This window comes from Azoarcus taiwanensis (assembly GCF_012910885.1).
GTDB classification, from domain to species: Bacteria; Pseudomonadota; Gammaproteobacteria; order Burkholderiales; family Rhodocyclaceae; genus Azoarcus_F; species Azoarcus_F taiwanensis.
Genome location: NZ_WTVM01000121.1, coordinates 1 through 11,985, shown reverse-complemented (window position 1 = coordinate 11,985; position 11,985 = coordinate 1). Strand labels below are relative to the sequence as shown.

The following is an 11,985-nucleotide window of genomic DNA, read 5'->3' as shown; positions in this document are numbered from 1 at the left end:
CGAAAAGAGGGTGGCGACCCGGTCCTGCTTGCGGACAAGGCGCAGCGTTGCGTCGGCTTGCCATTGCGGTGCAATACGGCCTTCCCAGCCGAGGCTCACTTCGTCGGCCGGCATCTGGAACATCGGCTCACGTAAATCCCGGTTGTCGCCCCGGATCCGCGAGTAGGCGGCGGACAGCCATTGTTCGCTGCGGAACTGCCAGCGCGCGTGGGCCTCGATGCCGGTCAGGCGGGCTTCGCCGAGGTTGATGGTCTGTTTGCATGCGCCGGCATTCGGTCCGCAGGCGGGGCCGGCGGCGGGGGTGCCGGAGATGTCCAGGCCGGTGATGTAGTCCTCGATCCGGGTGCGATAGGCCGAAACCGCATACTCCAGCTCGGTGCTCGCGCCCTTCAGCCCGACCTCGAACTGGGTTGCGGTCTCCGGCTTGATCTGTGGGTTGCCGGCGTAGAAGAAGCCGTCGCCCCGCGGCGAAGCTTCGAAGCGCTCGCGCATCTCGCCGGCACGAACGCCGCGCGACAGGTTGACATAGGGTCGGACCAGCGGCGAGACCTCGTAGATTGCAGCGAGTGAACCGGACCACATGCGGTCGGTGCGCGAAAGCCCTTCGGTACGGCGCGGATTGGCGGGAATCGGACTCGCCACCGAGGCCGCGCGGCCCTTGACCGTGTCGTGACGGATGCCGGCGAGGATGTTCAGCGCACCGAACATCATGTCGTCCTGAAGGTAGAAGCCGAGCGCGTCTATTCGTCCCTTGCTGAACGGATCGTTGCGGGTGAGTGCTATTGCCGGGTTGTGCGGTGGATTGCGGATCAGTCGCTCGGGCGATGCCTCCATTCGCCAGGTGTTGACGCCGAACGAGAGGAGGTGCTGCGGATGCGCGAGCCAGTCGGCACGAAGGTCCGCGCCGTCGGTATCGAAGCTGACTCTGGTTTGGGCGATATCGCCGATATCGACGCCCGCGTTATTCAAAGCGCGCGAGAAGATCTGTCGTTCCATCTGCTGGCGGTAGACGCGGACATCGAGATTGACCGGGCTTTCGCCCGATCCACGGTGCGCGTAGCCGACTTCAAGCAGTTTGCGGGTCTGCTCTGGCGAGTAGACCGTGGCGCGCGAAATGTTCGGATTGATGTGGCCGCGGCTCGAACCCGGATACCAGACGTCCTCATCCACATGCTGCTGCAGCGACAGCCGCAGCTCGTTCGATGAGTCGATCCGGTAACGGTACTGGCCGATGAAGCTGTCCGAATCGTAGCCGGTGCGCCTTACCTCGCCTTCCGGGCTGCGGTAGTCGCCGATGCGGGCGAGCGAGGCGCCGAGCATCACCGCGTGGTCTTCGTTGGCGAAATTGCCGACGCCGGTGGCGCGTACGCCGCGGCTCGCACTGTCGAACGAAGTCGACACATCGAAGCCGGCTCCGGGTTCGAAGCGGGCCTGGGGCAGCAGCACGTTGACCGCGCCGCCGAGCGCACCGCTGCCGTAAAGCACCGAAGCAGGCCCCTTGACAACCTCCACGCGCTCCGCGAGGCCCAGGCTCATGAACGAGGCGATCGCCCCGGCCGGTTGGGCGGAGTTGAAGCGTATGCCGTCGACCAGCAGTACCACGCTCTCGCGCTTGAGTCCCCGGATGACCGGATTCTGGCCTTGGGCGCTGTCGTTGGCGACCGCGACACCGGGCTGTCCGCGCAGCGCTTCGCCGACATTGTTTGCGCCGCTGCGCAACAGTGCATCGCGATCGAGCGTCAGGGTTGCCGCCGGCGTCTGGAGTTCGTCGGCTGCATAGCCTTTGGCTGTGACGCTGATCTCGCCAAGCACGGTGTCGGCCAGAAGGGGCGGGGAGGCCAGCGCCAGGCAGGCCAGCGCAATGGGTCGCAAGTGCATTGAAGCTCTCCGTAGAACTGATGGAGGGCTGGCTGGCGATGGCTGGCTTGCCCGGGTGGCAAATTATAATCGCAACTGATAATGATTAGTATTTGATATACGTCAACAGCGTGCCAAGAGAGTCGTGGAAAACTGACGCAACTCCTGGCTCGGAACTGCAAGCCCGCGTTCACGCACGGCGCACCCCTCCAGGCCCTAGACCCTCACACGAAGGAATTGAGTATGAAAAAGTCCCTGACCATCATTGCGGTATGTGCATTGGCTCACGTGATGCCGGCTGTTGCCGACGACGCACGCTACGAGCACCACAAGGGCTTGCCTGCGGAGACACTGCAGCAGGCGGTCGCAAATTTCTCCGACTACAACCACAGGCTCGAGGCGATTCTTGCCGGCGCTATCGACGACAACGCCATGCATGACATCCATGAGCTGACCTACACGCTTGAGAACGCACTGGAAAAGATCAACGAAGAGTTCGCCGAGCTGGCCGAGACCCTCGAGGAGTTGCATCAGGCTTCGGAGCGCATGGACGGTGACGGGGTGAAAAAGCACGGCCGAGCCTATCTCGACGTGGCGCGAGAAGTCGTCAAGTAAGGCCGCATCCGACAGTTCGACTGTTTGGGGTGATCGTGTGCAAGGTTTGAGCGACATGTTGTACCGTGTCGTTTCCGACCAACCGCAAACGATCAGCCCATGTCCGATCAAGCCTCGGCTTCAGCGGAAGACGAACCACTCACGCGCGCAAGGCTCGCAGCGGAGAAGTTGCTGGAGATCCGCCACAGCCTGGTCATTGCGAGCATCGACGACAAGGGCGAACCGCTGGTCAGTACCTGCCCTTTCGCCCGCGAAAGCGATGACTTTCTGGTCGTCGTCAGTGGGCTCGCAGCGCATGGTGAGAGCCTTGCGCGCGGGGGTGTCGTTTCGGTGATGTTGCTCGAGGATGAGCAGCAGACCCGTCAGCCCTTCGCCCGCCAGCGTCTGAGCTTTCGCTGCGAGGTGCAAGCGCTGTCGGCGCCTGATGCCCGGCGTGAAGTCTTCGATGCCCTGCACAAGCGCTTCGGTGCGATTGCCCGGATGCTCGAGCAACTCGGCGACTTCCGCGCCTATCGGCTGAGACCGCAGGAGGGGCGCTTCGTCATGGGTTTCGGCGCTGCCTTCAGTTTCGATGGTGGCGCGGTCGAGGGCATGAAGGCGGTCAGAGGATCCTGATCCAGGGGTGCTTTCCCTTGACGGCTGGAAACGAACGCTATCACCGGCTCATCCCACCAGGACTACATGCACCCTCCGAGGTCCGTGGGCGCCGAGTTGCACGGTCTGTTCGACGTCGGCGGTGCGCGACGGGCCGGAGACGATGTTGGTGGCGCGCGGCATGCCGTCCTCGCGCTGGCGGAGTATCGGCCAGGCGTTCTCGAACCATTTGACGATGTGCTCGACCGGCAGCACCGCGACCTGGTCGTCCGGTACGAAGTTGTGGGTGATCGGGCTTTCGGGGCCGGAGGCGAACAGCAGGCTGCCGGTTTCGGCGATGCCGCACACCGCAAGGGATACCGAGAGGGTCTCTTCGATGCCGGCGGCATCAAAATGGATCTCCCAGCCCGCTGCCCACTTCAGCTTGTGCAGCGCGGCGCCGACCGCCGCACGCTTGGGAAGATGCCACTGCGCGCGATGGGCTTCGACCGCCTTGGGTACGTCGGACAGCTTTGCGACCCGGGTCACGGTGCCGGCGCGGCTTTCGAACTTGCGCACGAAGCGTTCGACCAGGTCACCCTCGAAGGCGGGGCGAATATGGGCGTGCTCGACCGCATCCAGCTTTGCGCGAGTCACGTCATCCAGTTGGCCGCGGCCGAGCGCGCCCCGAATGGCGCCGAGGATTTCATCGCGTGCGGTGCTCATTGGCCGCCCCTTTGTTTCTGCCATTGTTCGAGAAAGGTCTTGCCGGCCGGTGCCGGGAGGTCGCGCGCGTCAGTCCAGCCGGCGGCCAGTGGCAGCTTGCGTAGCCTGCCCTTGCGTCTGCCGGCGAGCGCGAGCAGGCGCGCGGCGACCTTCTCGCCGAAGTGATAGAGCTTGGGCCGCGTCGCCGCGAAGCGCCAGGCGGTGAGCGCGTGGCGCTGTATCGCCGGGGTGATCTTCTGACGGTGCTGCATGTGGCGCAGTTCGCGCAGCAGATCCGGCAGCGGGATCTTGACCGGGCAGACCGAGCCGCAACGGCCGTTGAGGGTGCAGGCATTGGGCAGGTCGTAGGCGTTGTCCAGGCCCTTGATCAGCGGGGTCAGCACCGATCCCATCGGCCCCGGATACACCCAGCCGTAGGCGTGGCCGCCGACCGAGCCATACACCGGGCAGTGGTTCATGCAGGCGCCGCAGCGGATGCAGCGCAGCATCTCGCGGAAACGGCCACCGAGCATTTTCGAACGACCGTTGTCTACCAGCACCACGTGATATTCCTCGGGGCCGTCCTTGTCGTCGGCGCGGCGCGGGCCAGTGGAGAAGGTGGTGTAGGTTTCGGTTTCCTGACCGGTCGCGCTACGTGCGAGCAGTCGCAGGAACAGGGTCACGTCGTCCAGCCGGGGCACGACGCGCTCGATGCCGGAGGTGACGATGTGCACTTTCGCAAGGGTCTGGGTGAGATCCCCGTTGCCTTCGTTGGTGACGATGACCGACGAGCCGGTTTCCGCCACCAGATAGTTGCCACCGGTGATGCCGACATCCGCGCGGAAGTATTTTTCGCGCAGCACCTGCCGGGCTTCGTTGACCAGATCGGGCACCGTGGTCTTGCGTTCGGTCCCGTGCGCCTCCTCGAACAGGTCGGAGACCTGGTCCTTGGTCTTGTGTACCGCGGGCGCGATGATGTGGGAGGGTGGTTCGTCGGCGAGCTGGATGATGTATTCGCCGAGATCGGTCTCGACCACGTCCATGCCGTTCTCGATCAGCGCTTCGTTCAGCCCGATCTCCTCGGACACCATGGACTTACCCTTGGTGACCGTCTTCGCATGCACGCGGCGGCAGATGCCGAGGATGATCTCGCGCGCCTCGGCGGCATCGCGCGCCCAGTGCACATGCCCACCGGAAGCCTTGACCGCCGCTTCGTAGCGGGTGAGGTAGTGGTCGAGGTGGTCGAGGATGTGGTTCTTGAGGTTCTTCGCCTCCTCGCGCAAGGCTTCGAACTCGGGCAGCTCGGCGGCCTGCTGGGTGCGCTTGGCGACGAAACCGTCGCGCAGCATGCCCATGGCCTTCTGCAGCGCGCCATCGTGGATGTAATACACCGCACGCGACTTGAACTCCTTGGAGCGCATTTCCATCAACGTGTCTCCTGTTTCCCTTGCCCGATCGCCGGGCCATCGGCCATCCCGGCGAGCACCTCGGCGGTGTGATAGACCTTGACCGGCGCGTTGATGCGGGAAAGCCGGCCGGCGATGTTCATCAGGCAGCCGAGGTCGCCGCCGAGCAGGGTGTCGGCGCCGGAGGCGATCACGTTGCGCACCTTGTCCTCGACCATCTTCTCGGAGATCTCGGGGTATTTCACGCAGAAGGTGCCGCCGAAGCCACAGCACACCTCGGTGTCCTGCATCTCCTTGAGGTGCAGGCCGTCGACATGGGCGAGCATGGCGCGCGGCTGCCCCTTGATGCCAAGGCTGCGCAGGCCGGAACAGGAGTCGTGGTAAGTGACCTTGCCCTTGTAGCTCGCGCCCGTGCGCTCCATGCCGCGCACGTCATGGAGGAAGGACATCAGCTCGAAGCTCTTCTGCGCCAGTGCCCGGGCGCGCGGTGCCCAGTCCGGATCATCGGCCAGCAATTCCGGGTAGTCGTGGCGGATGGTCGCCATGCACGAGCCGGATGGCCCGACCACGTAGTCGTAGCCCTCGAAGGCGGCGATCACCTGCTTGGCCAGATCACGGGCAGCGTCGAAGTCGCCACTGTTGTATCCGGGCTGGCCGCAACAGGTCTGGCTGGCCGGCACCTCCACACTGCAACCCGCGTCCTCGAGCAGTTTCGCCGCGGCGAAACCGACATTGGGACGGAAAACGTTCATCAGACAGGTGGCGAACAGGCCGACACGGGGACGGTCGATCGACGGTTGCGACATGGGTGGACTCCGCATCAGGCAGGATAGCCTGCAGATGTTATCAACGCCCCGGACGCCGAGACATCAGGGTTTTCATCCGTTGTAGAAAACTGCGATCGCGGTGAACCGGAGGAGCCTCGCTGGCTGTTGGATTGGCAAGGCGCTGTGCGCAGTCAGATCCCCTTGGCTGAGCTAAGGAGATGTTCGCGGCGTTCAGAAGCGTGAGCCGGGTTGTTTCAGGAAATCTATTTCTTCAGAGCTTGATTCGCGCCCGAGAATCGCGTTGCGGTGGGGGTAGCGACCGAACCGGTCGATGATGAGCTTGTGCTTCAACTCGAAGCTGTAGTTGTCTTCCGGTGCCCAGGTCTTGTACAGGCGCTCGGCCTCGCTGTGGATCAGACGCGATTCGCTGTGCATGTAGGGCAACAGCAGGAACGCACACTGGATGGGTTCGAGTTCTTTCAGTGCGCCTGCGGCAACGGCTTCCTGGGCGAGCACCAGGGCGATGCCGTCCTGTGCGAAGGCGCGGGGCGTGTCGCGATGGATGTTCCGGGAGAACTGGTCGAGCACGAGGATCTCGGCCAGTCGTCCGCGCGCGCTGGCGCGCCAGCTGAAACACTCTCCCTGCGTGGCCTGCTCGAGGAGAGTGGCGTAGCGTTCGCGCAGCAGGGCGTCGAAGGCCGGATCGACCTTCCACCATTGGGCAGGCTGGATCTCCTCGAACCAGAAGCGCAGGATGTTTTCGTGCATGGTTGTGCTTTGTTGTTTCTGGGTGAGAAGTGCTGGAAGCGCTGCCGCTACGCTACCAGAAAAGACTTTCCTGTTCGCCCTTCTCGCTCATCCCTCGCTTGTATCGCCTAACGCGTTTTCTACGGCCGAGCGAAGAGCGGGAAGGTGATCTTCCACCACTCTCCACACCAGTGCGATGTCGACGCCGAGATATTGGTGGGCAAGCACGTTTCGGAGACCCGCAATCTGATGCCAGGGAACTTCAGGCTCAAGGTGGCTAAGGTTCTGGGTGCCGAGATCCTTGACCGCCTGTCCTATGATCTCAAGATTGCGGATTACCGCGTCCTGAGTCCTGGAGTCGACCAAGAAGGCATCTCTGCCTTCGGACGTATATGTGGCGATCTTGTCGAGGCAAAGAAGAATGTGGCGCAAGAATACCGTTGCATCTCTGCTCACAGAAGGCGGGCCTCTCGGATGATCCGCTCTTTCAGAAGGGGGCTGACACCGTCCGGTGTCACGACATCCGCGCGACGCCCCAAGAGCGATTCTATGTCTTGTTGTAGACCGATCAGATCGAGAAGCGACGCATTCGGTTCGAATTCGACCAGGAAGTCGATATCCGAGTCCGGGCGGTCTTCGCCACGCGCCACGGAGCCGAATACGCTGAGTTTTCGGGCCTTGTGCGCAGCCGCCAGGCGCATCAGCTGCGTGCGACATCGATCAAGCTGCTCCAAAGTGCTCATGCGCTGGTTCCCCGAATGTGGATAAGCCAAGTTTAGTCGCTCCGCAGGCATGATGCAGCCTTTCCACGCCCAATCCGTTAGCATGAGGGGCAGCGATTACCAAACCATGCGCGCGTCGAGCCTCGCCTTATTTTGAATCCGAAGCTTCTGATTTGACCAAATCTCAGTGCATGGGCGACGGCGGCTGTTCTCTTACATTCGTCCCGGCAGATAGAGGGCGATGGCCGGAAAGGCGACGAGCAATCCCAGGCGCAGGAGGTCGGTCAGCACAAAAGGCATGACACCGCGGAAGATTGTCCCGAGCGGGACGTCGCGCGCGACCGATTTCATCACGAAGACGTTCATGCCGATCGGAGGTGTGATCAGACCCAGTTCGACCGTCACCACGACAATGATGCCAAACCAGATCGGGTCGAATCCAAGCCCCGTCACTACGGGAAACAGGATCGGCACCGTGAGCAGCAACATGGACACGGGTTCAAGAAAACAGCCGAGTACAAGGTAGAGCAGCAGGATCAGCAACATCACGACGATGGGCTCGACAGGCAGGTCTCCCAGGAAGCTGCTGACGTGCTGCGGCACCTGTGTGATCGTCAGAAAGTAGCCGAACAAGGCAGCGCCGATGAAGACGACGAAGATTGTCACCGATGTGCGCAACGCCTCGACAAGGCAGTCAAGTATGAGCCTGGGGCCGAGTCTTCCTCTCGCGACACCGATTGCGAAAGCACCGACAGCGCCGAGCGCGGCAGCCTCTGTGGGCGTCACGAGGCCCGAATAGAGGCCACCGACAATCATCGCGAACAGGAGCAGCATGGACCAGACGCCACGCAGTGCGGCGAAGCGTTCCGCCCAGCTCGCACGTTCGCCCGCAGGCAGGGCATCGGGGCGCAGTGCCGCGATGAGGCGAACCGTCAACAGATAAAGCAGAACCGCCATGACGCCGGGGATAAGCCCCGCGATGAAGAGCTTCCCGATGTCCTGTTCGGTGATGATGCCGTAGACGGCCAGCACGATCGAAGGCGGGATCAGGATGCCGACCGTGCCGCCTGCTGCGATGACACCTGTGGCCATCGAGTCGGGATAGCGGTAGCGACGCATCTCGGGCAATGCGACTTTGGTCATTGTTGCAGCGGTCGCGACGGAGGAGCCCGAGATGGCGGCGAATCCGCCGCACGAGGATATCGTCGCCATCGCCAGACCGCCCTTGAGATGTCCCATCCAGGCATTTGCCGCCCGGAACAGTTCCCGGCTCATTCCGGTGGCGTTGGCGAAAACGCCCATCAGGACGAACAGCGGAATCATTGCAAGGTTGTAGTCCGTTGCGGTGCGAATCGGTGCGAGTGACAGGAGGCGCAGTGCCGGGCCGACGCCACTGATTGCGGCAAATCCGCCCACGCCGACGACGGCCATCGCGATACCTATCGGTACGCGGATGACAAGCAGGAGGGCGAGCGCGATGAAGCCCAGCAAGGCGATGAGTTCGCGTTCCATCGGGGGTGTGTTCCTTTGATTTTCTTGTCAGCCGACCTGGGGGTCGATGTTGTCGTCGGGTGCAGGCCTTCCGAGGATCGTCAGGACGAGCCGGGCGCACCCCATGGCCGCGGCGGCGACGGTGCCGATCCAGGCGGTGGCGTAAAAGGGCCAGATCGGGACACGCGTCTCGAAGGTGAGGTCACCGGCGCGGTAGATGGACTGGACCTGCGAGAGCATTTGCCAGCTCAGTGCAATCAGAAAGAGCGCGATGATGATGCCGGATACGACGTCGAGAAGACGCTGCCCTCGCGGACCGAGCAGTGACCAGACCAGATCCATCCGTATGTGCTCGTCTCGATACGCGAGGCTTGCAAGGCCCCAGAACACGGCGATGCCCAGAAGAAGGCGGGAAAAGTCGAATGCATCGGGGATCGGGGCATTGATCGTGTAGCGCAGCACCGCCGAGCCGAACATCAGCGCGGTAATGACTGCGAAGGCGATCGCCGCGATGCGCTCGATCAGGTTTGCGCTCGCGAGCAGCAACGATTTGTTGGCCATTGGGCGGTACCAGTGTCAGGGCGGGTTTCGGCGGTCGTCGCCGAAACCCGCTGGTGGTGGGCGAGTGGAGGCCGTGTCAGAACAGGGCGTCTTCCGCCGCGAGCTCACGAGTCAGAGACTGGAAGATAGCGTCCGGGTCGAGGCCCTTCGCGCGCACGGCGTCTTCCCATTCGGCCTTGAGGGGGGCCGCAGTGGCACGCCACGCATCGGCTTGCTCGGGTGATGGAACATGAACGGTGTGCCCCGCCGTCGCGAGCAGGATGTCACGGCCCTCGAGGTCGTACTCCGACCAGCCCGTGGTGATCTTCTGCGCCCAATCGGGGCTGCAGTGAGCGTCGACTACCTGCTTCTGAGCATCGCTCAGCCTTGCGTAGCGATTCTTGTTGATGGCGATGACGAAGGTCGTCGCGTACAAGGGAATATCGACGTGGTGTTTCACGAATTCGTCCATGCCGAACACGAACGGCGAGCGCCATGGAAACGTGATGCCGTCGGCGGTGCCCCGTGCCAGCACCTCGCGTGCTTCGGACGGGCCGACCTGAATCGATGAGGCGCCATTGGCCTGAAGCAGCCGGGCGAGGGTCGCATTGGCCGGTCGAATCCGCATGCCGCGCAGGTCCGTGGGTTCGACTACCGGTGCGCGAGTGTGGATGGTGCCCGGTTCGTGAGTGTGGGCAAGGCAGAAGTGGACGTCGCCCATCTCGGCGTCGACATAGTCCCGGTACCAGCGGTCGAAGGCCTTCGAGCCGCGCATGCCGTCACTGATCAGGAAGGGTATTTCGCCCGCGGCGATGATCGGGAAGCGACCCGGGGTGTGGCCCGGATTGAGCCAAGCAACGTCTACGATGCCGTCGCGAACCATCTCGTAGTGATCCCTGCCAACGCCCATCTGGCCCGCTGGAAAGAAGGCGACACTTACCTCTCCGTTGGTGGCCTCCTTGATGGAGTCCGCCCACATCGTGAAGCCGGTGGTGTGGGCGGGATGGTTCGCGGGCAGCGTGTGCGAGAAGGTCAGCTCGGTGCGCGACTGTGCCTGCACGGCAGTCAAGCCCGCAACCATCAACAGGATGCCGATCGAGGTGCTTCGAAATGGGGAGGTAGTCATTGGCGTCTCCGTTCTGTGTTGTTATCGCCGCAGCCAGGTCGTCCTGTTAGGGGGACGTTGCGTGAGGCACGAATCGCCGCATTCAGCGACCGTTTCATGGTAGAAGTATTGAATTGTGGAAGTCAATAGAAATCTCGAGATTGTAGAGTTTGTTGTTAGATTTTCCCCGTGGAGGTCCTGACCGTGCTGAACGATACCGAGATCGATGTGCTCGCCAGGCGGCTTTTAGCCGCCGAATCCGAGCGGATGCCGACGGCTGTCCTCACCGAGGCGCATGCGGGCTTGTCGGAGCGCGATGCCTACGCCATCCAGCGTGCAGGGATCGCTCTGCGGGGTCAGCGATTCGCCGGTTACAAGCTGGGATATACGAGCGCAGCGATGCGACAGCAGATGAACATCGAACACCCCAACTACGGGTTTCTCTCGGCAAACATGTTGGTTGATGAGGTGACTGGCGCTGTCGATCGCGATGCCCTCATCCATCCTCTGGTTGAACCGGAGATCGCCCTGCTCATCGAGCGGGACATCGTGGAGCCGGTCTCGACCCGGATGGCAATGGCCCGATATGTCGGTGCCGTGTGCGCAGCCCTCGAGATCGTGGACACCCGTTACACCGATTACCAGTTTCGGGCGCAGGACAATATCGCCGACAACAGCTCGGCCGCCCGCTTCGTGCTCGGTGCGCCGGTTCCTTTCTCACGTGTGCCGGACCTGCGCCTGACTGGCGTCCTGCTCTGGAGCAATGGCGAGGTGGTCGACCAGGGGTTGGGCGCGAACGCTTTGGGCGATCCGCTGCTCGCCGCAACCTGGTTGGCCAACAGATTGCTCTCCGAAGGTGCCATCCTACCTGCCGGGTCGATCGTCCTTACTGGGGGCTTGACGCGTGCACACCCGGGACTGCGCGGGTCTGCCTTCGTGGCGGAGTTCGCCGGACTGGGCAGTGTGCGAGCACATTTCCTCTGACGGGCCGCCGAACGAACCGAGGACCGACTGCCCTGGACTGTTGACCGAATCAATGGGTTAGCATGAGAAGCATCGATCACCAGACCATGCGTGTTTCCAGCGTCGTCTTCAGTCATGACCGAACCTGCAGTCGTATTCGAAGCCACTGGCCTGACCAAGACCTACCGCATGGGGGAGGTGGAGATTCATGCCTTGCGGGGCGTGGATCTGACTTTGTTCGAGGGCGAACTCGTGGTGATGCTCGGTGCGTCCGGGTCGGGCAAGTCGACGCTGCTCAACATCATGGGCGGGCTCGACGTGGCCAGTGGCGGCAGCGTGCGGTATCGCGACCAGGATCTCACCCGCGCGAGCGAGCGCGAGCTGACGGCGTTCCGCCGCGAGCATGTCGGTTTCGTGTTCCAGTTCTACAACCTCATCGCCAGCCTGACCGCACGCGAGAATGTGGAGATCGTCACCGACATCGCGCGCAATCC

The 11,985-nt window shown here is 62.9% G+C and carries 14 protein-coding genes; 4 read left to right on the top strand and 10 right to left on the bottom strand.

Annotation, left to right across the window (positions count from 1 at the left end; genetic code table 11):
* Positions 1 to 1,878, bottom strand: a 1,878-nt coding sequence (locus GPA21_RS15940) for a TonB-dependent receptor plug domain-containing protein (protein ID WP_168989119.1), incomplete at its 3' end; no start/stop codon positions are given.
* 222 nt (positions 1,879 to 2,100) lie between these two features.
* Here GPA21_RS15940 and GPA21_RS15935 point away from each other — a divergent pair.
* A complete protein-coding gene (locus tag GPA21_RS15935) occupies positions 2,101 to 2,472 on the top strand; it encodes a DUF6746 family protein (RefSeq protein ID WP_168989118.1) in 372 nt (123 codons plus the stop codon).
* 99 nt (positions 2,473 to 2,571) lie between these two features.
* Positions 2,572 to 3,087 (top strand): HugZ family pyridoxamine 5'-phosphate oxidase, encoded by a 516-nt coding sequence (locus tag GPA21_RS15930; protein ID WP_168989117.1) that lies wholly within the window; start codon positions 2,572 to 2,574, stop codon positions 3,085 to 3,087.
* A gap of 48 nt (positions 3,088 to 3,135) precedes the next feature.
* Here the strand turns inward: GPA21_RS15930 and GPA21_RS15925 are convergent, their stop codons facing one another.
* The 9 genes from GPA21_RS15925 to GPA21_RS15885 all read right to left on the bottom strand — a co-directional run bounded on the left by GPA21_RS15925 (position 3,136) and on the right by GPA21_RS15885 (position 10,549).
* Positions 3,136 to 3,771 carry a LutC/YkgG family protein gene (locus GPA21_RS15925; RefSeq protein WP_168989116.1) on the bottom strand — a complete coding sequence of 212 codons (636 nt, stop codon included), beginning with the start codon at positions 3,769 to 3,771 and terminating at the stop codon, positions 3,136 to 3,138.
* Entirely contained in the window at positions 3,768 to 5,177 is a 1,410-nt protein-coding gene (locus GPA21_RS15920; protein WP_168989115.1) for a LutB/LldF family L-lactate oxidation iron-sulfur protein, read from the bottom strand. The genes GPA21_RS15925 and GPA21_RS15920 overlap by 4 nt, the downstream gene beginning before the upstream one ends.
* On the bottom strand, positions 5,177 to 5,962 hold the full coding sequence (locus tag GPA21_RS15915) for a (Fe-S)-binding protein (protein ID WP_168989114.1): 786 nt from the start codon (positions 5,960 to 5,962) through the stop codon (positions 5,177 to 5,179). Before GPA21_RS15915 ends, GPA21_RS15920 begins: the two co-directional genes overlap by 1 nt.
* Before the next feature lie 192 nt (positions 5,963 to 6,154).
* Positions 6,155 to 6,691: a DUF924 family protein gene (locus GPA21_RS15910; protein WP_168989113.1), complete on the bottom strand. Its 537-nt coding sequence runs from the start codon at positions 6,689 to 6,691 to the stop codon at positions 6,155 to 6,157.
* A gap of 87 nt (positions 6,692 to 6,778) precedes the next feature.
* On the bottom strand, positions 6,779 to 7,102 hold the full coding sequence (locus GPA21_RS15905) for a HepT-like ribonuclease domain-containing protein (RefSeq protein ID WP_211163645.1): 324 nt from the start codon (positions 7,100 to 7,102) through the stop codon (positions 6,779 to 6,781).
* A gap of 20 nt (positions 7,103 to 7,122) precedes the next feature.
* The gene (locus GPA21_RS15900) at positions 7,123 to 7,464 is read right to left on the bottom strand and encodes a nucleotidyltransferase family protein (protein WP_246262007.1); all 342 of its coding nucleotides are present in this window, start codon (positions 7,462 to 7,464) and stop codon (positions 7,123 to 7,125) included.
* Positions 7,465 to 7,605: 141 nt separating this feature from the next.
* Positions 7,606 to 8,904 carry a TRAP transporter large permease gene (locus GPA21_RS15895; protein WP_168989111.1) on the bottom strand — a complete coding sequence of 433 codons (1,299 nt, stop codon included), beginning with the start codon at positions 8,902 to 8,904 and terminating at the stop codon, positions 7,606 to 7,608.
* Positions 8,905 to 8,931: 27 nt separating this feature from the next.
* Entirely contained in the window at positions 8,932 to 9,444 is a 513-nt protein-coding gene (locus GPA21_RS15890) for a TRAP transporter small permease (RefSeq protein ID WP_168989110.1), read from the bottom strand.
* A gap of 76 nt (positions 9,445 to 9,520) precedes the next feature.
* Positions 9,521 to 10,549, bottom strand: a complete 1,029-nt coding sequence (locus GPA21_RS15885; protein ID WP_168989109.1) for a TRAP transporter substrate-binding protein — start codon at positions 10,547 to 10,549, stop codon at positions 9,521 to 9,523.
* 183 nt (positions 10,550 to 10,732) lie between these two features.
* Here GPA21_RS15885 and GPA21_RS15880 point away from each other — a divergent pair, with 183 nt between their 5' ends.
* Together GPA21_RS15880 and GPA21_RS15875 are read left to right on the top strand one after the other, a co-directional pair.
* Complete coding sequence (locus GPA21_RS15880) at positions 10,733 to 11,512, top strand: fumarylacetoacetate hydrolase family protein (RefSeq protein WP_168989108.1); 780 nt, start codon at positions 10,733 to 10,735, stop codon at positions 11,510 to 11,512.
* Positions 11,513 to 11,626: 114 nt separating this feature from the next.
* Positions 11,627 to 11,985, top strand: a 359-nt coding sequence (locus GPA21_RS15875; RefSeq protein WP_168989107.1) for an ABC transporter ATP-binding protein, incomplete at its 3' end; no start/stop codon positions are given.